Annotated in this window: 21 protein-coding genes; 9 read left to right on the top strand and 12 right to left on the bottom strand. The window is 49.4% G+C overall.

Features of this window, described 5'->3' with window-relative positions; translation table 11 throughout:
- The first annotated feature begins 8 nt into the window (after window positions 1–8).
- Together iolD and iolE are read left to right on the top strand one after the other, a co-directional pair.
- Window positions 9–1,874, top strand: a complete 1,866-nt coding sequence (iolD, locus tag ACTJJJ_RS18295) for a 3D-(3,5/4)-trihydroxycyclohexane-1,2-dione acylhydrolase (decyclizing) (RefSeq protein ID WP_440702609.1) — start codon at window positions 9–11, stop codon at window positions 1,872–1,874.
- 104 nt (window positions 1,875–1,978) lie between these two features.
- Window positions 1,979–2,881: a myo-inosose-2 dehydratase gene (iolE, locus tag ACTJJJ_RS18290; RefSeq protein WP_188932612.1), complete on the top strand. Its 903-nt coding sequence runs from the start codon at window positions 1,979–1,981 to the stop codon at window positions 2,879–2,881.
- 245 nt (window positions 2,882–3,126) lie between these two features.
- On the opposite strand, the gene ACTJJJ_RS18285 is transcribed toward iolE, so the two are convergent.
- Window positions 3,127–3,495 (bottom strand): DUF433 domain-containing protein, encoded by a 369-nt coding sequence (locus ACTJJJ_RS18285; RefSeq protein WP_440702608.1) that lies wholly within the window; start codon window positions 3,493–3,495, stop codon window positions 3,127–3,129.
- 136 nt (window positions 3,496–3,631) lie between these two features.
- Between ACTJJJ_RS18285 and ACTJJJ_RS18280 the strand changes: the two genes are divergently transcribed.
- Window positions 3,632–5,083, top strand: coding sequence for a S41 family peptidase (locus ACTJJJ_RS18280; RefSeq protein WP_440702607.1), 1,452 nt, complete (start codon window positions 3,632–3,634; stop codon window positions 5,081–5,083).
- Window positions 5,084–5,242: 159 nt separating this feature from the next.
- Complete coding sequence (locus ACTJJJ_RS18275; RefSeq protein ID WP_440702606.1) at window positions 5,243–7,234, top strand: gliding motility-associated C-terminal domain-containing protein; 1,992 nt, start codon at window positions 5,243–5,245, stop codon at window positions 7,232–7,234.
- 79 nt (window positions 7,235–7,313) lie between these two features.
- Here ACTJJJ_RS18275 and ACTJJJ_RS18270 read toward each other — a convergent pair whose 3' ends face one another.
- Window positions 7,314–8,303, bottom strand: a complete 990-nt coding sequence (locus ACTJJJ_RS18270; protein ID WP_426293603.1) for an acyl-ACP desaturase — start codon at window positions 8,301–8,303, stop codon at window positions 7,314–7,316.
- Between the two features lie 141 nt (window positions 8,304–8,444).
- Between ACTJJJ_RS18270 and ACTJJJ_RS18265 the strand changes: the two genes are divergently transcribed.
- Both ACTJJJ_RS18265 and ACTJJJ_RS18260 read left to right on the top strand, forming a co-directional pair.
- Window positions 8,445–9,179 carry a lysophospholipid acyltransferase family protein gene (locus ACTJJJ_RS18265; protein ID WP_440702605.1) on the top strand — a complete coding sequence of 245 codons (735 nt, stop codon included), beginning with the start codon at window positions 8,445–8,447 and terminating at the stop codon, window positions 9,177–9,179.
- A gap of 111 nt (window positions 9,180–9,290) precedes the next feature.
- Window positions 9,291–9,683 (top strand): hypothetical protein, encoded by a 393-nt coding sequence (locus ACTJJJ_RS18260; protein WP_188932619.1) that lies wholly within the window; start codon window positions 9,291–9,293, stop codon window positions 9,681–9,683.
- Between the two features lie 69 nt (window positions 9,684–9,752).
- Here ACTJJJ_RS18260 and ACTJJJ_RS18255 read toward each other — a convergent pair whose 3' ends face one another.
- Window positions 9,753–10,199, bottom strand: coding sequence for a GNAT family N-acetyltransferase (locus ACTJJJ_RS18255; RefSeq protein WP_440702604.1), 447 nt, complete (start codon window positions 10,197–10,199; stop codon window positions 9,753–9,755).
- A 185-nt stretch (window positions 10,200–10,384) separates the two neighbouring features.
- Between ACTJJJ_RS18255 and ACTJJJ_RS18250 the strand changes: the two genes are divergently transcribed.
- Window positions 10,385–11,767 (top strand): thioredoxin family protein, encoded by a 1,383-nt coding sequence (locus tag ACTJJJ_RS18250; RefSeq protein WP_440702603.1) that lies wholly within the window; start codon window positions 10,385–10,387, stop codon window positions 11,765–11,767.
- Window positions 11,768–11,790: 23 nt separating this feature from the next.
- Here ACTJJJ_RS18250 and ACTJJJ_RS18245 read toward each other — a convergent pair whose 3' ends face one another.
- Complete coding sequence (locus ACTJJJ_RS18245; RefSeq protein ID WP_188932627.1) at window positions 11,791–13,149, bottom strand: acyl-CoA dehydrogenase family protein; 1,359 nt, start codon at window positions 13,147–13,149, stop codon at window positions 11,791–11,793.
- A 122-nt stretch (window positions 13,150–13,271) separates the two neighbouring features.
- Here ACTJJJ_RS18245 and ACTJJJ_RS18240 point away from each other — a divergent pair, with 122 nt between their 5' ends.
- Complete coding sequence (locus ACTJJJ_RS18240) at window positions 13,272–13,478, top strand: hypothetical protein (protein ID WP_188932630.1); 207 nt, start codon at window positions 13,272–13,274, stop codon at window positions 13,476–13,478.
- 7 nt (window positions 13,479–13,485) lie between these two features.
- Here ACTJJJ_RS18240 and ACTJJJ_RS18235 read toward each other — a convergent pair whose 3' ends face one another.
- From ACTJJJ_RS18235 to ACTJJJ_RS18225, 3 genes are read right to left on the bottom strand one after another with little or no spacing between them, the layout of a single operon-like run.
- Entirely contained in the window at window positions 13,486–15,234 is a 1,749-nt protein-coding gene (locus ACTJJJ_RS18235) for a glycoside hydrolase family 9 protein (RefSeq protein ID WP_440702602.1), read from the bottom strand.
- A gap of 21 nt (window positions 15,235–15,255) precedes the next feature.
- The gene (locus tag ACTJJJ_RS18230) at window positions 15,256–15,642 is read right to left on the bottom strand and encodes a winged helix-turn-helix transcriptional regulator (RefSeq protein ID WP_440702601.1); all 387 of its coding nucleotides are present in this window, start codon (window positions 15,640–15,642) and stop codon (window positions 15,256–15,258) included.
- Window positions 15,643–15,686: 44 nt separating this feature from the next.
- Window positions 15,687–16,100, bottom strand: coding sequence for a Dabb family protein (locus ACTJJJ_RS18225; protein ID WP_188932636.1), 414 nt, complete (start codon window positions 16,098–16,100; stop codon window positions 15,687–15,689).
- 207 nt (window positions 16,101–16,307) lie between these two features.
- On the opposite strand from ACTJJJ_RS18225, the gene ACTJJJ_RS18220 reads away from it, so the two are divergent.
- Window positions 16,308–16,751 carry a cupin domain-containing protein gene (locus tag ACTJJJ_RS18220; protein ID WP_440702600.1) on the top strand — a complete coding sequence of 148 codons (444 nt, stop codon included), beginning with the start codon at window positions 16,308–16,310 and terminating at the stop codon, window positions 16,749–16,751.
- Between the two features lie 205 nt (window positions 16,752–16,956).
- On the opposite strand, the gene ACTJJJ_RS18215 is transcribed toward ACTJJJ_RS18220, so the two are convergent.
- The 5 genes from ACTJJJ_RS18215 to ACTJJJ_RS18195 form a co-directional block, all read right to left on the bottom strand.
- Window positions 16,957–17,979, bottom strand: a complete 1,023-nt coding sequence (locus ACTJJJ_RS18215; protein WP_426295908.1) for a PmoA family protein — start codon at window positions 17,977–17,979, stop codon at window positions 16,957–16,959.
- A gap of 40 nt (window positions 17,980–18,019) precedes the next feature.
- Window positions 18,020–19,360 (bottom strand): Gfo/Idh/MocA family oxidoreductase, encoded by a 1,341-nt coding sequence (locus ACTJJJ_RS18210; protein ID WP_426293597.1) that lies wholly within the window; start codon window positions 19,358–19,360, stop codon window positions 18,020–18,022.
- Between the two features lie 125 nt (window positions 19,361–19,485).
- Window positions 19,486–20,853 carry a 3-keto-disaccharide hydrolase gene (locus ACTJJJ_RS18205; protein ID WP_188932642.1) on the bottom strand — a complete coding sequence of 456 codons (1,368 nt, stop codon included), beginning with the start codon at window positions 20,851–20,853 and terminating at the stop codon, window positions 19,486–19,488.
- A gap of 116 nt (window positions 20,854–20,969) precedes the next feature.
- Complete coding sequence (locus ACTJJJ_RS18200; protein ID WP_440702599.1) at window positions 20,970–21,866, bottom strand: sugar phosphate isomerase/epimerase family protein; 897 nt, start codon at window positions 21,864–21,866, stop codon at window positions 20,970–20,972.
- An 87-nt stretch (window positions 21,867–21,953) separates the two neighbouring features.
- On the bottom strand, window positions 21,954–23,780 hold the full coding sequence (locus ACTJJJ_RS18195) for a RagB/SusD family nutrient uptake outer membrane protein (RefSeq protein ID WP_440702598.1): 1,827 nt from the start codon (window positions 23,778–23,780) through the stop codon (window positions 21,954–21,956).
- Window positions 23,781–23,804 lie beyond the last annotated feature (24 nt).

The raw sequence follows: 23,804 nt of genomic DNA, 5'->3' as shown, positions 1-23,804 counted from the left end.
TCAAAGACATGACAAGACGACTCACGGTGGCGCAGGCTACCATCATGTTTCTAAAAAATCAATACATCGAGCGCGACGGCGTTGAGGAGCCCTATTTTGGCGGTTGCTTCGGCATTTTCGGGCACGGTAATGTGGCAGGACTTGGCCAGGCGTTGCAAGAAAACCCGGATTTCCGGTATTACCAATGCCGAAACGAGCAATCGATGGTGCATACTGCGGTGGCTTATGCCAAGGTCAAAAACCGGCTGGGCGCATTCGTTTGTACGACGTCGATCGGTCCGGGTGCTACCAATATGATCACCGGCGCCGCATTGGCGACCATTAACCGGTTACCTGTGCTGCTTCTGCCGGGCGATATCTTCGCTACCCGTGAGCCTAACCCGGTTTTGCAGCAGCTCGAAAGTGCTTCTACACAAGATATTTCAGTAAATGACTGTTTCAAACCGGTTTCCAAATACTGGGACCGTATTAACCGGCCGGAACAACTCATTTACTCGCTCCCCGAAGTTATGCGCGTACTCACCTCACAGGCGGAGATGGGCGCTGTAACGCTTTCGATGCCGCAGGATGTGCAGACGCACGCCTACGATTTTCCTGAATCATTATTCCAAAAACGTGTGTGGCACGTAGGCCGCCCCCGCCCGGATCTTGTAACATTACAAAAAGCGGCGGAGTGGATCAAAGCAGCTAAAAATCCCGTAATCGTGGCAGGCGGCGGGGCAATTTACAGCGGCGCATCCGAAACGCTCCACGAATTCGCTTCAAAAACGGGCATTCCGGTCGGCGAAACTTTCGCCGGCAAAGGAGCGGTGCGCTATGATGCGCCTTACAGCATTGGCGGTCTCGGGGCGACCGGTACAAAATATGCGATTGATGTTGCCAACCAGGCCGACCTCGTCATCGGAATCGGAACGCGATACAGCGATTTTACAACGGCCTCCAAATCGATCTTCAAAAACCCGGATGTCCGTTTTGTTAATATTAATATCAGCGAATTTGATGCCTTCAAACACGCTGCCTTGCCGGTGATCGGGGATGCGAAGGCAGTATTGGAGGAACTGGCCGGACTTTTGGATAACCATGAAGTTGCGCCGGACTACCGCCAGCATATTGCCGGCATCAACAAGGCCTGGGACGACGAGGTAACGCAAATCTACGCAGAAGGCAACAGCACAGTCCCTCCGATCGACCAGGCGGTGGTGATCGGTACGCTAAACAGCTTTATGGACGACCGGGATGTGATGATCAATGCATCGGGCAGTGCTCCCGGCGATCTGCACAAACTCTGGCGTGCCACCGACCCGAAAAACTTCCACCTCGAATACGGCTTCTCCTGCATGGGCTACGAGATTGCCGCGGGCCTTGGTGCCAAAATTGCCGATCCAACGCGTGAAGTATATGTGCTCTGCGGTGACGGCGGTTATTTAATGAATAACCATGAGATCGTCACTGCGATCCAGGAGGGCGTCCGCTTTACGATCCTGCTTTTAAACAACAACGGCTACGCGAGTATCGGCGGGCTATCTGAAAGCATTGGTAGCGAGCGATTTGGTACCATGTACAAATACCGGGAAAATGAAACGGGCCAGCTATCGGGTGGATTCCTACCGGTGGACCTTGCCAAAAATGCCGAAAGCCTCGGCGCAAACGTCATTCGCGCTACCGACCGCCAATCGCTGGAAAATGCATTGGCACAAGCCAAAACTGCTGATCGCACCACCGTCATTTACATCGAAACAAGCCTTTACCGCACCGTGAAGGGCTACCACGCATGGTGGGAGGTGCCTGTGGCAGAGGTGTCGACCTCCGCATCAGTGCAAAAAGCATTTGAAACTTATCGCGAGAACAAAAAAACACAACGTATTTTCTTATAGGGATGAAAGGGAGGAAGGAGAGAAGGGAGGAAAGGAAAAAGTTTAGCCCCCTTCCTCCCTCCTCCCCTTCTTCCCTTTCCCCCCCTTCAATCCCTTTCAAAAAAATGAACTTCGAAAACATCAAACTGGGCGTTGCTCCTATTAACTGGACCAACGACGATATGCCGGAGCTCGGCGGCGAGAATACATTTGAGCAATGCGTGAGCGAAATGGCACTGGCCGGATTTACGGGTTGCGAGGTGGGCAACAAGTTTCCCCGCGATACCAATGTGTTGAAAAAAGCATTGGAACTTCGCGGGTTGCAGATTTGCAACCAGTGGAACAGCTATGAACTGACGACCAAATCCTTCGCCGAAAACCGCGAAAATTTCAGCAAACTGCTCGATTTCCTGGAAATTATGGGTGCGAAAGTCATTGGCGGCGGTGAAACCGGGAATAGCTGCCAGGGAAAAATGGATGTACCTGTATTTGAAGGCAAAGGAATGCTGAACACCAAGGATGAATGGGACAGCTTCACCTTCGGCCTCAACGAATTGGGCAAAATCGCCAGCGACCGTGGTATGAAACTGGCTTTTCATCACCATATGGGCACTTGCATTCAAACTATCGAAGAGACAGACCGGCTGCTCAACGAAACAAACCCCGACCACGTGTATCTCAATTACGACTGCGGGCATTTCCACTTTGCAGGTGAAGACCCCGTGGCCGCGTTGCAGAAATACATTGGCCGCACGGCGCATATTCACCTGAAAGACGTGCGTCCGAACGTGCTGCAACGCGTGCACGACGAGCGTCTGAGCTTCCTGACGGCCGTCAAAAACGGCGTATTCACCGTACCCGGCGATTCTGAGGGCTGTATTGATTTCCCATCACTTTTCGCCATCATCAAAGAAAGCAACTACGCCGGCTGGATCGTCCTCGAAGCAGAACAAGACCCTGCCAAAGCGAACCCGCTGGAATACGCGATTATCGCGAGGAATTTTTTCAGAGGATTAACGGGGATTTAAGCACCCATTCCATTGTAAATCGCCATTGGTCCGGCAGGTAGTTTTGGATTTTTCAGAACCCGCCGAATCAATGGCGAAAGTTTTGTTAGTTCAAAATAGGTATTGCTTGGCATATTCAGGATCAGAACTGTAATAGTTGAAATAGAAAAATTCTGTTGATACCGGATGTTTTTGTCAAATGTCAGTAGAACCCGGAATCTCGCAGTGTTTGCCAGAGAAAGCAACGCAAAGTCCTTCAAACCATTCTAACCCATTTCCCTCACCGTACGAACTTTGTGTTCTGGGAATCCTGCTTTAATCTTTTGGGCAAATTTTGATCCAGTAACAGCTTCATACAACTGCTCGATGTGCTTCGATGACAGTAGCTTGTTCGCTGCTTCGAGTAACGCTACCGCTTGATCCCTTGTAACAGACGGGAAGTCATCCAGAAAATCATCGAGCGACACACCTGCTTCAAGGTGATCGAAAAGCGAGTCGATAGGCACCCTGGTTCCGCTGAAAACGGGCTGCCCACTCAATATCTCCGGGTCGATCGTGACAATCTCATTAATTCCCATATTCTTTTTACGTTCCATCTTGAAAAAGGTAACGACGTTGTAGTAACAAATTAGCAAACTTTTCGCGTTAAGCATTCCCGCCACCGCCACATTTCCCTCCCTGCCGACGTAACAGCATTATATTACCGAGTAACCAATATTGAAATACGGCCTATGGCAAATCAGTTTACGCTTTACTTTTAAACTGAACACTATGTTAAATTTCAAACGATTATATCTTCTCTATGTCCTGATCTTTGCGGTGGTGGCGGTGGGTTGTAAGGACAAGGACGTCGCCCCTGCCGTCCAAACCCTCGATTCTACCACCACGGCGGATAATCCCGATATTAACAGCTGGCTTTACGACGTCATGGACGATGCCTATTTCTGGTACAAAAACCTTCCGGCCAAAACCAGCCTCGACAACAGCATTGATCCGCATGACTATTTTGAAAAACTGGTATACCAGCGTGCTACTGTCGACCGTTTTTCGGCGGTTACCGACGATATCGATGCATTGCAGGACGAGTTCGATGGCATCAGCAAGATTTTCGGGATCAGCTATTCGCTGTCTTTTACTGATAACGGCAAGTCCAACATTGCCGCTTTCCTGAATTACGTGGTCAAGGGCAGCCCGGCCGAAATTGCGGGGCTAAAACGCGGTGATATTCTCATGAAAGTAAATGGGACACAGCTCACTTCGACCAACTACACATCACTCCTTAGTGGTAACGAAACCGCCACATTCACGTTGGGAGAACTTTCCGGTTCTGCTATTGTGGCAGGTAGCAAGACTGTTACTATGACCAAGGCACAGGTAAGCGAAGACCCCGTCCTGTTCTCGACAGTCATTTCAAAGCCAGCTTTGGGGAAAACGGTTGGTTACCTGGTTTACACCCAGTTTGTACCTGGAACCGACACGGATAAGTCGAAATATGACAATGAATTGCGCCAGGTCTTTGCGGATTTCAAAAGCAAGGGAGTGAATGAGCTCGTACTCGATTTGCGGTTTAATCCGGGAGGTTATCTCAGTTCGGCCGAAACGCTCGCGTCGCTGATCGGCCCGGGTGTTTCGAGTTCCAAAATATTTTACAAAGAACAATGGAACGACAAATACACCGCCTACTGGCAAAAAACGCAAGGGGCCGGTGCATTGAATTACACCTTTCTGAACGAGCCGAATAATATCGGTGGAAATTTAAGTCGGGTATTCGTGCTGACGTCCAATGGGACGGCATCCGCCAGTGAGTTGGTAATCAATGGCTTGAAGCCCTATATGAGTGTGATCAGGATTGGGGAGCATACTGCCGGCAAAAATTTATTCGGTCAGCTGATCAGCGATGACCAGAAACGTTGGAAATGGGGTGTTTACATTATGCTGGGTCAAACTGCCAATGCTAATGGCGAATCTGACTACGGCACTATAAACGGCATGACGCCCGATTATGAAGTCGAGGATTCGACCGTGCCCTATCTGCCTTTTGGTGATGAAAATGAAACACTGCTCCGCAAGGCATTGGACGTCATGGGCATTCCGGCCCCGGACGGCCAGCGCCTGGCTGCGACCACGAGCGTCGAGACGTTCCGCAAAATGCTTCACGACGACCTTCAAACGAAGGAAAACCGCATGATCCGCCGCGGAAACGTAAGAGCAATCCCTCAATAACTCTCACATACATATGGTTGTCTGGACCGGGCCTGCATTTGCGGGCCCGGTCCGTTTCGTGGCCGTTCCATCAAAAAAGCGGTCAGCTGGCATCGTTTTAGTTGCTTTTACTGTAATTTTGATTCCAATTTTTACTCACGTTCGGCACGCAGGCATGATATGAAGTTGAATGCTTTACATATCCTTTTAATTTTCTTCTCTTTCCTGCATTTTGCCCACGCGCAGACCGGCAGACACACTTATCGTTTTAAAAACGAATTCACCGTAGCGCAGCCCGAATGCGGCCCGAACCTTGTACAAGCGCAAGCGGCGGGCTCATGTGCAAGCGGGACCACGGCAGGTCGGTTTCTCGAAGAGGTGTTGCCTTGTGGCGGAAGACGGGCGGTGTATCACAACAATAGAAACTGGGGGCTGATGTATCCGAACACCGAAGGCCTCGTTTCAGAATCCTACACGATCCAGCTTTACCTGAGAGTAACAGACTGGGGTGAAAAGTGGGCCAGGATCATCGATTTCTCGAATGGTACCCGTGACGATGGTATCTATTTTAAAAATACTCCCGGAAGTACCGATCGCTGCCTGGATTTTTATCCGAACGGCATCATCGGAACCTGCCCCTATTTCAACACTTCCACCTACTATTTGCTGACTTTCACCCGTGATGGCGCGACAGGGCAAATGGAGGTGTATGTTGGTAATAACCTTTTTGCAACGTATATCGACAATAACAAAAATTATGTCGGCAAAGCCGGGGTACCCATTTACCTCTTCCGTGATGATAATGCTGTGACCTGCGAGTCGGGGGAGGCAAATTTTGCCTACATGGCCTTTCATGGCAAACACTTTTCAAAGGCCGATATCGATAAGTCCGTCTCGGATATCTGCTTCGAGGCCAGTATCAACTCATATGCTGATTTTTCCATTTCCCCTAGTCCGGTCTGCGGCCCCGATAGAAATGTGGAAGTGAGATATACGGGGTCTATTCCTTCACCCGGCACAGGTTACGATTTTAAATGGGACTGGAATGGAGCAAGGGTTATTTCGGGCTCCGGGATGGGGCCCTATCTGTTGAACTGGGCGGATGGCGGTACGAAGAATGTTACGCTTACCGTCATCAGTCAGGCGTGCGGTAACAAGCTGGACAACCGCAAACAGATTGTCATTAGTAATCCTTCTCTCACGACCGAGGTCACCTCCGGCACCTGCGATACCGGGACTGACGGCACGATTACCCTTACAGCTTCGGATGGCGTCTTACCCTATCAGTATTCCATCGATTCGGTCAGTTACCAGGCATCCAACATATTTTATGCACCGGCAGGTCATTACAGGGTGTTTGTAAAAGATGGCAATGGCTGTACCACCGCGCAAAATGCCGATGTGTCGTTCACCAGCGATATTACCGTTCGGACAATGCCTGACACCACTATTTGTGTCGGCCAATCGGTGACGCTGGCCACTACGAGCAACGGTCGGACGTTTTCCTGGGTACCACAAAACGGACTGGATAATCCCGGCGCGCTGGAACCGGTTGCCGCACCGGAAGCTACCACGCAATATATCATTACCGCTACCAAAGGTTTTTGTACTCAGACGGACACCGTTCAGGTACGTGTTTCACCCAAAATTGAGGTGAATGTGACGCCCGACGCTTTGATAGAGTATAATGTCCCTTTTCAGCTGAATGCGACTTCGCCTCAGATCCGCAATTACGCGGGCGCCACGTTCCTATGGACTCCAGCCGACGGACTCAGCGACGCCAGTATTCAAAGCCCTATCGCCGTTTTGAGGGAAAATCAGCAGTATACGGTCGACGTGACGTCCGAGCAGGGCTGCAAGGGCTCCGGCCAGGTGAAACTTTCCATCAAACGCCAGGAGAGTATTATTATTCCAACTGCATTTTCGCCCAATGGCGACGGCAAGAATGAAATGCTGGTACCGGTAGTGAACGATATCGCTACGATCCGGTATTTCCGTATTTACAATCGCTGGGGGCAGCTGGTGTTCTTCACCGACCAGCTAAACACCGGCTGGGATGGTACTTTCAAAGGCAGCACCGCCGTTTCAGGAACTTATGTGTGGCAAATCGAAGGTGTTTCGACAAAAGGGAAGGTGATTAGCAAGCAGGGGGCCGTGGCGTTGTTGCAGTAAAGAGGTGACGCCAAATGGTCCATGGTCTATGGTCATTTTGCAAATCGACCGCAGACCATGGACCATGGATTGTATTGCTTTACCGACTTATCCAGCTAAACTCATATTCCAGATCCGGAATGCGGGTACGGTCGGCTATTCTTCTGAGGCGCGCCGGAAGCGCCATGAGGTAATCTCTTGCTTTTTCCGCTTTTTCATTGATGTCACGCACAGAACCTATATTCCATTCGTTGAGCAGATCTTCGAGAATATCGATATAGTCCAGCGTTGTGTAAACGCCCAGGCGTTGCGCGGCGTCTGAGAAATGGGAGAATGTTTCGCCCATTTTCACACCGGTTTCCCGCATAAAATGCGCCGGCATCACGATTTTTTTCCTCATCATATCCTCCAAAGCCAGCAACAGCTCCGATGGATCGACTTCCAGAATCCGGTTTACAAAAGTTTTGTAAGCCTTTGCATGGCGCATTTCGTCGGAAGCAATTACCCCACATATTTTCGACAAATGCGGGTTACCAAATTTCTTCGCGAGTGTGGCCGTACGGCGGTGCGAGACATTGGTGGCAAGTTCCTGAAACGAAGTGTAAATGAAGTTTCGGTAAGGATCACGGTCGGTGCCGATATCGAAACCGTCGGCGATCAGGTATTGGGTAGAAACTTCCATAGCGCGCATGTTCACGCGGCCGGAAAGGTACAGGTATTTGTTGAGCAGGTCGCCGTGGCGATTTTCCTCGGCTGTCCAGGCACGTACCCATTTCACCCAGCCCGATTCAGGCTCGCCGACCTGGTTTACGCCGATCACGTCCATCAGCCAGGATTCGTAAGTTGGCAATGCCTCTTCCGTAATCGTGTCCCCGATCAGCACGGCAATGTAGTCATAAGGCAGATCACGGCAACTTTCCTGCAAAAGCTTCACTTCATGTAAAAAATTCTCCCTTGTTGCATCAGGCAGAAAGTCAGAAGGTTGCCAGTTTTCATCGATCGGTTTCAGGTATTCCGCAATAAGGCCGTCGAGGTCCTTGCCTATATGTTTCATTACTTCAAGCCTTTCGGCTGAAAGCGTAATATCCATTTGTATGTTGATTTAAACACTATTGACTATTTTACAAATAACGTGAATTATACGTAAGTTTTGAATGACAATTGTCATTTCACGCCCTAGAATTTGGAGTAACCAAAACAGATTTCGACTATTTTTGCAAAAAAAATAAGAATGAAAAAAATCCTCGATTACGTTCTGAGTACCCTCTACCTGATCCATTTCGGCCTCACACTCTTAGTTTTTCATGTCATACAGGTCATCGCATTCAACGTCTTTGGCAAAAAGGCGCACAAAGTGTCGGTCGACTGGCTTAATTTTTCTCTCACTTTCGGGCTTCATCTGACCGGTGCAAGTATCAAGCTCAAAAACCTTGCCCGGCTACCCGACGGCCGGCCTCTGATATTCATCGCCAACCATCAGAGCAGTTACGACATCTCGCCTGTTTACTGGTATATGCGAAAATATAGCCCTCGATTTGTTTCCAAAATTGAGCTGGCTAATGGTGTTCCCAGCATTTCCTACAACCTGCGCAAAAGCGGCGCGGCGCTCATCAACCGCAAAGACGGGAAACAGGCCATTACCGAAATCGCCCGCCTCGGCAAACTGATCCAGGATGAAAAGGCATCGGCAATCATATTCCCCGAGGGTACCCGCACCGCCAGTGGTAACATGAAACCATTTCAGCCTGGCGGCGTCGCTACCCTCTTGAAAAGAGCTCCCGATGCGCTCATCGTGCCCGTGGCCATTAACGGCACCGGCGCGTTCAACCCCAAAGGGATATTCCCGCTGAAATCTTTCGCGAAGCTCAGTTTCACCGTGCTGCCGGGTATCGAGCCGGCTGGCAGGAAGGCGGAAGAAATATTGAATGAAGCTCAGGAAGCCATTCGTGTGGCGATCGCTGGCTGATTTTCAAATGGTTAAAAACACTTCATTTTCGCTTAACAATCGTTAACAATCCCCATTTAAACCTCTGCGCCAGGTAGCCCTCTAACCCACGAAACTTAAAACTTTTGGGTTATGAAAAAGATACTTTTTGCCGCAGTGGTTCTCGCATTAGGATTCACCAATGCTTCCGCCCAATATGGTCCGCGTTACGATCGTGACGGCTACCACGACGGTTACAGTCGTGAAAGAATGTCGGACATCAACAGACTTCAAAGAGAAGCACGACAAAATATAGCCAATGGTGTACAATGGGGCACGCTCACTTCCCGTGAGGCCAACATGCTCATGAACCGTTACGAGAACATCCAGGACAAAGAACGGCATTTCGCCCGTCGGGGCCACCTGTCGAACCGTGAGGAAAGAATACTTCGCAACGACCTGCACGAGCTGATGTCGGATACCCGCCGCCTCAGCCGCGACCGTGATCGCTGGTCACGCGATGGTCGTCACAGAGGCCGATTCTAAGATATTGAAGGTTATAGTTGAAGGTTTAGGGTAATGCAAAAAGCACCGGGACGTTGGCCCGGTGCTTTTTTATTCGTTTTTGAAATACCTTACCAGTTTCACATGCGATTTTTCGAACCCTTCGCGCTGGTAGAACCTGTGCGCCTGCTCACGTGTAGCGCGCGAAGTGACCTCCATTTGAATAGCCCCCTCCTTTTTCGCGAATGCGGTAACATGCTCCATTAATACATTTCCAACTTTTTGCGAGCGGTACTCTGGCTCTACATACATTTCCTGTATTTCTGAAACCAACGCGGCATGATGCAGCAGCGGCTGAATATGACAGCTCACTATGCCAATCGGCTTCCCCTCGTGTTCGGCAAGGAAATAGGTAATGTTCGGGCTTGCCATGTTACGGTTGAAGGCCGCGTCGAATCCCAGCCGGTCGAGGATCATGTTTTCGAGGCTGCATATCATTTGATAAATGACCTCACGATCGGCCAGGGATGCGCGACGGATAATTACTGGTGCCTGCACGTGGATAACGGGTTGAGTTGAGCGGCGCAAATTACGCCGGGCGACGGGCAAAGGCAAGTGTATGGGTTATTTGTCTGGTCATATTAGCGGCCCTCGATCATTTGCCCGATCCTGATATTTATATTATTTTAATATTCGGTTACAAAATTTAAATTAGATTTGAAAAAACATCAATCCAGATAACTATGAGGCAAATTGTGCTGGCATTTGCGCTGATCATTTCTTTTCAAAGCCACGGTCAAATTACATTCATCGACAGTAATACTTCGTGGAGCCAGCTTTCAAAACAAGCAAAAGAACAGGACAAGCTTGTTTTTATTCACTTTGAAAACAGCGAATGCGTTCAATGCAACGAGGTCGCTTCCATGGGTTTTGGTAAGGAAATTCTTAAAAAGACATTTGACGAAGAATTTATCGCTATCCGCTGCAATGTAGGCACTGCCAACGGGCGAAATCTTGCACAAAAATTTAGGATTATGAGCTCGCTAATGTCGCTGTATGTGGATTCGGACGGCAACATACTGCATGTAAATAATGGTTCCACCGGCGATTCCTATACCTATCTGAATGGCGCCAAACTTGCACTCGACCGGAAAGGTAAAAAGCAGTTGCCCGATTATGAAAGAGAATACAAAGCGGGCGTCCGTGCTTCGGCATTTATGAGGAAATATATGGTTAAAAAGCAGGAATCGTCTATGGCGATCGATGATTTGCTCGACGAATATGTCGCCTCGCTCCCCACCGATTCACTTAGTAATTTCCAGACTGTCAAAGGCATATTTGAATTTTTTCCTGCTGTAAACAGTCTTGCCTATCAAACCATAAAAACCAAAACCCCGAAATCAATAACCGACAGCATATTCAACTCTGCCAAACCCAACGACCGCAAAGCAATGAATGAGGGTATCATTGAAAATTCTTTCCGGATTGCGGTGCAGAAGCGGGACAATGAAATGGCTCAACAAATCGCTGAGTTTGCAAGGGAATCACAAGGCAAAGACCGGTCGAAAGGTGAAATCGATTCCGCGAAATGGATGACTAAATATTACCACCGAACCGGCGACACACGAAAGTATTTTGAAAGCGCTATAAAGCTCGTTGAAACCAAATACATGCCGCTAACCATCGATTCGCTCGACGCAATGGACGACGCTGCATTTAAGGCGCAGCAGCACTTTTTCATATCCAAACGTGGCAAGTCGGACCGCGGCGCAGTGGTAAGATCCATGGCAATCGCGCCGCCTTCTCAGTTCATTTATCTCGAGATGAATGAACATGCCTATCAATTTTACGAATTAACACGAGACAAAGAATTGCTTGAAAAAGCATTGGCGTGGTCGAAAAGATCGTTGGATTTATCAAACGAAAAAAGGAAAAACGGCCATACTCCATATCGGTTAGGCGACCCGAACTTTATTGACACTTACGCACACATCCTTTACAAACTGGGCAGAAAAGACGAGGCCATCGAGTGGCAAACCAAAGCCGTGGAAGCACAGAAAGTTTCCGGTATGGCCTATGAGTCCTTTGAAATACGCCTCAACAAAATGAAAGAGGGCAAATTGTAGGGCACGTGTACCTGTTTTTCACACTACACAAACGCACTTTCACCCGTAATAGCCCGCCCGACGATCAGCGAATTGATTTCTTTCGTGCCTTCGTAGGAATAAATGGCTTCGGCATCCGCTACGAAACGGGCAATGTCATATTCGAGTAATATCCCGTTGCCCCCGAAAAGCTCGCGCGCATGATCGACGATCGAGCGCATGCGCAGGGTGCAGAACACTTTGGCGAGCGAAGCATGTTCATCGGCCAGATCGCCCGCGTCCTGTAATTGGGATAACCTGTAAACCATCGTTTGCATGGCGGTAAGGTCGCCCAGCATCGTTACCAACAGGTCTTGTACTAATTGAAAACCGGCAATCGGGCGTCCGAACTGTTTTCTTTCCATCGTATATTTCAAAGCCAGCTCATACGCGCCGCGCCCGCACCCTACCGCCTGCCAAGCTACGCCCGCACGCGTCATCCGCAGAACGTTGGCGGTATCCTTGAAAGAATTCGCATTTTGAAGGCGGTCGGCCTCCGGTACCCGGCAATCCGTCAGGGTGATCAATGCATTCTGCACCGTGCGCAGCGCCATTTTATCCTCCATTTTCTCCGCTTTGAAACCCGAATTTTGCTTCCTAACGATAAAGCCTTTCACTTGGTTGTCGTCCAGATTCCGCGCCCAGATAATTGTAATATCCGAGAAGGTGGCATTACCGATCCATTTCTTCTGACCGTTGATCACCCATTCGTCTCCTTCCCGTTTGCAGGTGGTGGTGAGTCCGCCCGCAACGCCCGAGCCAACTTCCGGCTCGGTAAGCCCGAACGCACCGATCAGCTCCATACGTTGCATTACAGGTAACCATTGCTGTTTCTGTTCCTCCGACCCACAGAGATAGATAGAGCCCATCGCCAGGCCGCTGTGGACACCGAAGAATGTTGAGACAGAAGAATCGATACGTGCCATTTCCATCGCTATGAACCCTTCCAGCAATGCCGAACGTCCGGCGCAACCATATCCGTGGTAAGTAAGGCCGCAGATATTCAGCTTGGCCATCAACGGAATGATATGCATCGGAAACTGTGCATTGTTCCAGTAATAGTTAGCGATCGGCTTGATTTCCGTTTCCATAAACTCCCGCACTTTGAGCTGTATTTCGCGTTCCTCCGGGCCGAGGGTCGATGTTAGTTCATAGAAATCTCCATTCACAACCGGCGGTGCTTTCTTCTTGCCTGAACCAGCCTGCATGAATTTCAGCATTTTACCAAGGTCCTCTTCACTCATTTTGGAAACGATACCCATCAACTGGTTGAGATCAACTTTCCGGGACAACCTGGCAACGGCTTCGATATCGATGGATTGCAGGAGGTTGCGTATTTGTGAAATGGATTTGAAAAGGTTCATACCGTTTGCTGGATTGTGATTTGATAAAGAGTCGGCCCATGACGGGGTTCTACTGCACCAATCTAAAAAAGTAGAGCTGCCGGGAATGAAATTTGCAGGTATCCGCCTAAACCTGAAAAACCATGAAAACACAACTCAATAATGTGGAAGGCGGCTCACCAAGCCAGGGCGGACCGAAAAGCAAATCGAAACAAAAAGATGATAGCCGGAAACCTTCCGGAGTCCTCAAACAGGAATCCATCGAGAAATCCGAAAAGGTTAACATGACCCAGAAGAAGGGCTACAACGAGACGCCGGAAACTGTTCCGGTGAAGGGCAAAAAGGCCTGATCGTACTTTATTTCATAGATGCTTCCAATGCGGCTGCCAGGTACACAAAAGGTGCATTCCAATTGATGGCGATCTCATTGGAAGCGTAAGAGCATTCATTGTCGGTAAATGATTCGTCCGCAAACTTGTTGGGATAACCGGCGCATTTGTCCTGCTGCCCGGGGTTGGGCCCGCCGGAAAGCAAGCCGGGAATCGGGTCTACGATTCCGTCGGCAATGGAGAGTCGCTGGTGTGGGTGCATTACCCTCTTAGATCCCGAACCTGTCAGGAAACAATAGCCTGTCGCATTGCGGCCGAGCAGGTAATCGAGGTTGCCGAGCGCTGCGTTAATATATTTCTGGTCTTTGGTCAATCGGTGGGCTTTCAGCAATGCAATACCCTGATTTGCAGCAACCGAGCTGCTACCCCAGGCATAGTCCTTTGCAATTTTGCCCATCACCGTGTTATAAGGCTGTTTTTCCAGATCGACGAGAAGCTGATCGGAATAATTCAAGACACTTTTCCGCAAAAGGCCAGACTGCTCAGCAGGCAACTTTAATTTTTCAGCGGAGCGAAGCAATGTATAGTAACCCAATGTTTTCACCTGACTCCAGGTAGGCGGCGCCATTGGTTGCTGTAATTCCAGGTCGATATCTTTAATATACTCCGGCTTGCCTGTACTCGCATACATTTCACAGGCGGCCCAAATCCATTCGTCTTTTACCGAACGGTCACCATAGGCTCCCGTAACCACATCCGGATCGAACTGCTTGTTCATTGCATCCTGATTGTACATCACCGCCGCATGCTTTTCAGCCCATTGCCAACCCTTCACTGCGGCAGTGGTGCATGAATCGGCCAGGCCGGGAAATTTATTGTTGAAATTTTTGAATATACGTGAAGCCTGCGCCATTACTGCCACCAGATCGAGCGTCGCTGCGGTGCCTTTCTGCACCACATAACGGGGATTTTTCGCAGCAACAGGCATTATCATTCCGTCAAAACGAGGGTTGGTGAGCTTGTGATACACGCCTCCATCGACCGGGTCCTGCATCGTAAGCATCCAGCGTAGGTTCCAAACCACCTCGTCCAGCAAATCGGGAACACCATTGTCGCTCTCCGGGATATTCGTATTGAAATCTTCGAAATAAAGGGGATAATCCTCGTACAACGACAGCAGGGTACCCATGGTAATGCCCGAATTGACAATGTATTTATTATAGTCTCCGGCGTCGTACCAGCCCCGGGTGGAAGCTATCAAGGTATTTTCGGGCCGTCCATCCGAAACTGCCGAAGCGTGGACCAGCACTTTGTTGTCGGGATGGCCGGCTAGCCTCGCCCACTTTCCAGCATACTTTTCGGGGAGATCAATGGAAGCGCGCTGATAGTAGAAGCCTTTCAGGGCAGCCTTCGCTACATCCCTATGGACTTGCTTACCGATATTGAACCTGGCCGATCTCCCCAATCCCGCTATTTCAATAACATAGGAACCGGGCTTCCTAAGACCACTAAAATCAGCCAGGCGGGTGTGCTTCCCTGAATGCTGACTGGTACGAACATTGCCCAGCTTGCCTTTTAAAACCGTTTTCCCGGTTTTGGCCTCTTTCACTTCAAATGCATCGGCTTCATCCGACACAACAACAGCCACTTTCGGCGCTGCCGGGTAAAACCCGATCTGATTCAATCGTATGGCGTCCGAATGCTGCTGCGCCCGCACGGGCGAGAAATACAAACCAAAGGCCGCGAGCGACACGGCCACATGCAGGAATAACTTCATGTATTCTTTTAAATGTTTACCTCAATCCTGCAATTCTTTTACAGGATGTTCAATGTTGGTGCCAGTGATCACCAGGCGGTGATACTCGCCCCACCGGCGGAGTTCCTCAATCAGCGGTTCCAGCGATTGGGCATGTCCCGTGCGCTCGTACTCGATTATCGGTGGAAACGAATCGTATACTTTTCGCTCCACCAGCAGGTTCATTTCCAGTTCTTTCAGCTCCTTCGACAGCATCCGCGGCGTAATATTCGGAATAGCATTCTGTAATTCCATAAACCGCTTGTGCCCGAGGCTCATCGCGATGAGGATCGAAATTTTCCATTTCCCGCTGATCACATCCAGTGCATCCCGCACCGGCAATATCATTTCCCGGCATTCCGGGTGATTTTCCTTGAAATTCTCTTTCATATTGTCACTCCTTCAAAACATAAACGATGTCCGTCAAAGGCATTTTAGCCGACGTTCTTCGGCCCCACGGCGTCGTAAACCACTACTTTTTCCCACAGATGGGAATATTGCTCAATGAATTCGAGATGGATCGGGTGCGTCTGGTAGATTTCTTCCTCAATGATATTTTTGAAAAAACACATCCAGGAAATCGTGTAATCTTTGACGATCACTGAGCGATTGGTAACCGCCGGCTTTCCGATATGTACATACTGTATCGTCGGAACCTTGGCCAGCTTGTGCAATCCTTCCAGTAACTGTGCCTCATGCTGGGCATTGTTAGGTTCTTTGAGATAAAAGAAAACATGGTGGATAAACAGCTCCTTCACTCTTTCCGGCCCGGCGGTAATACCAGAAACAGAGGCGAATGAAGCCAATCCCGCATTTTGCAGGAACGTTCTTCTTGATTGTTCTTCCATGAATTGAGAGCAAAAACAGACAACGGAGGTTTTTCCGCATTTCAACTTCAAGGATAACGCTTATTTACCCATTATCAAAATAGTTAACATGTCCTAAAATCCATCTTGAACTAATCTAATAAAAGTTAAAATTATTTACACATTTCAGTTCAGGTAAACCATTTAAGTAAGAGTCTTTCTACTTGAAACTATTCCATTTGACCTATTATGAAAATCACAAAACGAGACCTTGTCGTCGCTTCAATCTCTGTTTGCTGCACATTGAGTTGCATCGTTGCACGCCCTACGGCCAGTATTCTCGAATCATCAATTTTCGACTGGAACAACATCGCCGTCAGGGCGACGGCCACCGGATCCGTAAGAACCTTTTTTCGTTCTCAAACAGCTACGACAGACGAACTCGAATGCCACGTAACGACATTGAACCCCGGTGAAGCATCGCATCCGCCTCACAAACATCCGGAAGAAGAAGTGATTATTGTGAAGGAAGGCACCGTAGAGGCGCTCGTAAATGGAGAAAAAAAGAAAGTGGGGCCCGGCTCCGTCATTTTCCAGGCGTCCGATCAAATGCACTCGATCCGCAACGCGGGCAAAACACCAGCGACTTACCATGTGATCAGTTGGCATTCGCCCGGGACGATGGTGAAGTAGTTATTTCTTTTTGAAGAGGTGCTCGGAGACGGGCTGTTTTTCGAGAAGCCAAATACGCCATTCGTACTTCTGCTGGAAAAGCGATAAGCCAATTCATCAAGCTGGTCATACTCGTAACGTTCAAGGTTCATACCGACAGATTTCAGGGTAAAAAAATAGCCAGCGAAAAGTCGCTGGCTACCCTTTCAATCTGCTATGATACAAACTATTCCGTCTTCGCGTACGCAGCTGCGAGGTCGTTCAGGGTTGCATCTTTCAAATGCTCTGACGCAATTACCAGGCGGTAACGGAACGTCGTCGATTCACCTTTTTTCAGTTTGAAATTGAGTGTTTCCTTTCCGTCACTGAGTGCTTTCATTCCCAGCGGATTCACGGCGAACAGTCCGTAACCTCTCGCATGCCAGTAAGCCGGGTAACCGACGTTCTTAGGATGGTCGATCATCGCGACGCTGATGTTTTCGTCCTTGATCTTGCCCGTGAGGTTACACCAGATCGCACGTTTGCCCCAAACTGTTTCACCTTCTATTCCATTGCTGTTGCGGTAGTTGCCGGTAATACCCTCATTGTTCAATGCAGGTACTTTGGTAGCAATACCGCTCGCGTCGGTGAAGATCTCAGGCTTGTTCGAAGGCAGTTCGAGCTCGCGCGCTACGCGGATAGCGTACATCCCGTCTTTCACGTCGGGCATGCTCACTTCCGGTAAAACAGCCGTCAACGTCGTCGAACGGTCGATAATGCGGGTTTCGCCTTTGCCGCTGAAAGTGTATTTGGTTACTTCTTTCAGGGTTAGCGTACCGTCTTTATCCACCCAGTCGGCGGTTACGGTGAGCTCACCTTTGTCTTTTCCGCTTTTTACGGAAGTAATGCCGGTATGGATAATCGTTCCGTAAGCACGTTTTTCGTGGTTCACGGCATCGGAATTGTTCCAATAGTCGTTTCCGTTCACATCTTCATAGTTGAGCCAGATACCCACGTGGTGCGGGTGATCTACGCGCTCGCCTGCACGAGGGTCCAGTGGCCAGCCACGGGTGATCACCGTGCCCCTGGCCGTCGCTACCGGGTACAGGACGGCCTTTTTCAGCGTTTTTTCGCCGGGGTAATAGTAAGCCGTAAATGGCTTCCCGTCGATTTTCACTTCCACTTTTTTGTCCTTGTCATTCCGGACGAGATCAACCTTCTGCGCAAAAGCACTGCCAGTGCCTACAAATGCGGCAGCTGCCAATACCAAAGCAGTATGTTTTAAATTCACTGTCTGATCTTTTAAAATGTTAGCTAAGCACGATTTCCTTTTTCTTCGGATCCCAGTTCACACGTTTTCCGGTATGCAACGCCTGGGTAGCCATAATGTTCGCTACCGAGTGGTTGAAACCTACGCGGGCAGGCGCATTCGTTTCCTTGCGGCTGCGGATACACTCCATCCAGTTGCGCATGTGCAGCGACGTCATCGGATCGGCACCGGTGTTGGCGTCAGTCGCGATTTTATCGCCGGTTTTCAGGGACATTTCAGGAAGCAAGTTTGCCTGCAAGCCCATTCCTTTCGCATCTTTTTCCTTTAAGCCGCCTTCAGAAGTGATCTTGTTCGTGTCGAGGTTGATCATCCCGCCATTTGAGTAGTAGTATTCCTTCACGCCGCCTGCTTCGTTGTTGAAACGGGAAGAGTAGATCACCTGGAAACCTTTGCTCTTGTCGTCCACGGGACCGTACTCGAATGCCGCACTGAAAGTATCGACATTGGTGCGGCCGTCTTTCCAGGTGTAGATCCCCCCGTTGGCAACCACATTGCGCGGCGCGTCAAGGCCTGAGAACCAGTGTACGGTGTCGATCTGGTGGGCCATCCATTGTCCCGGAATACCCGATGAATATGGGTAGAATAACCGGAATTCAAGGTAGTAGCGTGGGTTCCATTCTACTTTCGGACGGTTCATCAGGAAGCGGTCCCAGTCGGTATCCTCTTTGCGGATTTGTGAAACGAGCTCCTTCCGTCTCCAACGGCCTGGCTGGTTCACATTCCAGGTCATTTCAACCGTAGTAATATCCCCGAATTTACCCGATTTGATATATTCGTAAGCCGCCCAATAGTTGGGAGCACTGCGGCGCTGCGAGCCTACTTGTACAATCTGTTTAGAACCTTCCACCGCTTTCAAAGCTACTTTTGCATCTTCAAGGGTTTCCGCAAACGGTTTTTCAACGTACACGTCACGCCCCGATTTTACAGCTTCCGCACAATGCAAAGCATGCTGAAAATCGGCGGTACTGATGATCACCGCGTCCACATCCTTGCGTGCGAGCAGCTCTTCGTTGTTTCTTGCCTTTACAAATTCACTGGCTGCATAGGGTTTCCCCTTCATGAATGCCTCCGCTTCGTCGCGGCGACGGTTCCACAGGTCGGAAACGCCCATAAACTCAAAGTTCAGTTCCTTGGCGTGATCCGAGAAGGAAGGTGCCAGCGAGCTGCGGAAACGGTCCGAGAAACCGATGATACCTACCCTGACGCGATCATTAGCTCCCACGATACGGCGGTAGCTGGCCGCACTGAAAGCATTGGTGCCTACTGCGACACCCGCAGAAGCCAGTGCTGCATTTTTAAGAAAATCCCTTCTACTGGTCATGATATTGGATTTGAATAATGTTGACTTTTTGACTGCTTTTGAGGCCGATTTACGGGCAATCGTTTCTAAATGTCGAACGCCCGTCTATCTACTGTATTTTTTTACGCTTTTTCCGCCGATTCGGGCTATTTGATTTCCTTCACTTTCAAACTGCGGAAAAACACATTATCCCCGTGATCCTGCAACAGCAGGTTACCCTGTTGCGACAAGCCGAAACCCTCGAATTTCGCAAATTTCGACCCTGCCACGAATTCTTTAAACTGCGGGGAGCCACGCACATATTCCACTACTTTATAGCCGTTCAGAAAATGCTGCACGGTGCCATCTTTCTGCACGACAATACGGCCCTGGTTCCATTCGCCGATTTTTTTAACTGCATTCCTCGGCCGATCCGCCGGGATCACGTCGTAAAACGAAGCAATGGTACGGTTGCCATTTTTGCCGAGTTTCGCATCCGGGTGACGCTCGTCGTCGAGCACCTGATATTCGCAGCCGATACCCGATTTGCCATTGGAATTGAACTTCTGGTCTACAAAATATTTCACGCCGCTGTTGGCACCTTCGGTAAGCTTAAATTCAAATTCATATTCGAATGCGGGGCCATAGAGCTTGCGGGTAACAATATCGTTACCGGTTTCGGAGCCGTCCGACTTGGAAATCTGAATGGTACCGTCCTGATAGTTCCATCTTTTGGCAGGAAAATCAGTGCCACCGTAAGAACGCCACTGGTCCACCGATTTACCATCATACAGTAATGAATAGCCCTGTGCTTTTTCCGAAGCGTCGAGGTTGTTGGGGATCAGGTTCACAATGCGCACGCTCGTCGCCGGGCTCGGTTTAAGCTTAGTAGTTTTGATGCGCACATTCTTCCAGCTCACCTGCGTGCCTTCCATTTCCTTGCTACCGATCGCGTGCACTTGCAGACAAATGAAACCCGAGGGTGTCATATCGTCGATTACATGTGCAACCGGAACACCATTCAGGAAAGTGCGTATCGAATTGCCGATCGCTTCGATGCGGTACTTGTTCCATGCGTCTCTTTTAAATGCTTTTTTGCCTTCCGGGTTCAAATCGAGCGGGTAAAGCCAACCGCGGCGTGCTTCGTCGTAAATCCCTGCCGAATATGCGCGGTCGCTCGGGTCGATCTCGACCTGGTAGCCATGCACGCGGCCATTCATGTATTCGGGTTTGGACAGGCTGCGGATCTGAATACCGGAATTCAGTTTATTATCGACCTTTACATCCAGTTCCAGGATAAAATCGCCGTAATCTTTTTCGGTCGTCAGGAATGAGTTAGGTGTACCCATCACGGAAGTCCCCACGATAGCCCCATCTTTTACTTCATATTTGGCCTGGCCATTAAGCTGTTTCCAGCCGGTAAGGTCCTTGCCATTGAAGAGGTCCTGCCAGCCGTCTTTCGACTTCTGTGCTTGAAGCGGCGCGGTAAAGAGGAACGCGGCCATTGCGACCAGCGGTAATCGAAATTTTCTCATTGTGTTGAATAAAGATGATGAATAACTGAAAAATGCGAAAGGGCATCCTATCTAATATCAGCTATTGCCATAATAACGAAATATTAATAAGAATACCCTTACAAATCCAGTTGAGGCTACACCGGATATTTTAAAACCTCGGTGATGTACTTTTTATTGATTTCGGCACAGATCAACGGCGATTTCTCGGGATCGGGGACGCCGTCGAGTTCTACCACCGCCCATCCTTTGAACCTGATCTTGTCCAATGCCTTGAAAACCGCCTGCACATCCACCCTGCCCTGCCCCAGTTCCACAAACTTGTAACCGCTTTTGGTATCCGCCGGTTTGGTATCTTTCAAATGCAATGAATGCAGAATGTCCTTGTATTTAACGATCGCCTCATGTGGCTCGCCTCCGCCCTGCTTGTAATGTGCAATGTCAAGCAGCAGTTTAATGTACCGCGGATCCATTGCCTGTACGATCACGTCTACCTCCTCGGGCGTCTCACCGAGTTGGTTCATATGGTTGTGATAAACCGCCTGCACACCCTGATCGGCGGTTTGCTTACCAATCTCGTTCATTACCTGCGCCAGCTTTTTCAGCTCTTCCACGGATGGTACACGGTCTTTCGGGCGTAAACTATTGGTAAGCTGCATGGCGTTACCACCCAGTGCTTTCACAAAACTCGCGTGCGCAACGTGCGTGTCCACGGTACTTTCAAATTTTGCAGGATCTATTTCTACATTCCCGCTCGAAAACATGCAGAGCGTCAAATTGTTCTTCAATAATGCATCTTTCAGTTCGGAAGGCTTATTGCGGTAAGGACCAAAGGTATTGGCCCGCAGTTGAATGCCTTTGAAACCCAGCCCGGTCAGATCGGCCATGGCTTGTTCGTCCTTTCCGCCCCAGGTAATGGCCGAATAGCCGATTTTTATATCTCCTTTCTTTACTGCGGCTTCCAGCCAACCGGCGCCTGCGGCAGTAGCGGCCACAGCGACTGAAGTGTTTTGTAGAAAATTCCGTCTGTTCATTTCAGGTTTAGATTAATGTAAAATCTATAACTCCCAGACGATATAAAACAACAATGACCCGCTATCTACGGGCCATTGCGTGTAAATTTATTTCGGGATTTCCGTTAGCGGCGGTACATTTCGCTCATAGCCCGCATATCCCTTGTTCTGATTGATCCTCGCCTGTGTGTTCCCATCGATCGCCGATTGCGGAATAGGCCACAAAACATGGTACGGGCTCATGGTGTATTCGTCGGCGTGGCGCGTTTTTACACCTTTGTTATAAAAATCATTTTTCTCCATCACCCTGTCATAGAAGTAATTATCATCGGAAAACTTATCAAGACTGTATGTCTTGCCGTTGGGCGCCGGCTTTCCGGTTTGAGCAAAAATATAGGCAATGCGGGTCAGCTCGGTCTTACGAGGCTCTTCAAAATAAAGTTCACGCGCGCGCTCGTCGAGGATGGTGCCAATATTGATTTTACCGGCAGCAAGCGGCGCGCAATTGGCGCGGGTGCGGACAGCATTGACATCATCGGCGGCTTTGGCCAGATCACCTTTCCACGCGTAGGCTTCCGCACGCAGGAGGTAGGTTTCGGCCAACCTGAAAACATACCAATCCGAGTTCCCGCCCTGAGGTTGTACGCGCAACGGATCTTCAACGAAGAGCTTATAGTTCGGCCAGTCGAACCAGCAGCGTATGGTATCGATCGTCAGAACAACCCCTTCTGCGTTTTTGAGTTGCAGGTTTTTACCATAGTAGCTATCATCGCCTTTCAATGCAGGATTGTTGTACAAAATATCCTCCATGCGTGTCCAGTTGCCGGGCGCGTGACGCAGGTCGTTTTTATCACCCCAGATCTGGTTCTGTGCGTAATCGGTTGGGCGCAAACGTCCGATCCCGCGGCCATATTTCACAACCTGGTCGATCTCAATGCCATAAGTGTCGATCGTGCCCCGTTTTCCATTCGGCGTGTTGATATTGTTGAACCAAAGCGGCACACAGTTCCGCATGATGAGCATCCCACCGTCGACATTGCCTTCGATATTCAGCCGGTCGATAACCAGCATTAACCCTTCGATATTAGCCGCGATTGCCTTGTTTTGCGGCCGGTGCAAATCCCATACCACATTCCGGCTGGCGTCATTGGCATTCACGCCGAAACGCGAGGTCATCAGCTTGTGTGTACCGCCGTCAATCACATTTGTTGCCGATTTGATCGCATCGTCAAACAATCCCAACGCGAGGTTGACCTTTGTAAGCAAATGACTTACCGAACCTTTGTTCACCATTCCCTTGTCCGTCACGACAGGCACCCATTGCTCGGCAAATTCGAGGTCTTCCTTCATCTTTTTAAGGATTACTTCGCGTTTTGTAGTCTGAAAATCAAGTTTCGGGCCGTTGATTTCATTCAAAATCAATGGAATATCTCCAAACTGCTGCGTCAGCCGATAATAGCGTGCCGCACGATGGAAGTAAGCAGCGCCCAGCACTTCGTTCCTTTCTTGCTCATTTTTATAAGTAGGCAAATCAATACGGGAAATGGCTGTATTGGCATATTTAATACCCTTGTAGCCTTCCAGCCAATACCAGCCGATTCGGTTATAATCGATATGGTTCAATTGGGCATCGGGTGTGATGAGCAGATTCAGGTTCTGTGCCGGCCCCGATTTATCGGTCGTCCCTTCCACGGCAATGTCGGAAAAGACCGATTCGGTAATCATCGGCATCGCGTCTCCATACCATTCCAGTCGTAGATTGCGCTCACACGCAACGAGTGTTGCTTTCAACCCGGCCAGGTCTTTAAAGGTCAGGTCGGGTTCGTAAAATGAAAGTGGTTCGGGTTTCAACCACGTTTCCTTGCAGGAGGTAATCGCCCCCACTGTGCCGAGCAGACCCAATGCGAGTATATATTTTAATGTTTGGTTAAACATGATCCTTACAGTTTTGTGTGATAG

The sequence above is a fragment of the Dyadobacter sp. 22481 genome (genome assembly GCF_052044875.1).
Classification (GTDB): domain Bacteria; phylum Bacteroidota; class Bacteroidia; order Cytophagales; family Spirosomataceae; genus Dyadobacter; species Dyadobacter endophyticus.
This window is presented reverse-complemented; position numbering and strand designations above follow the sequence as displayed.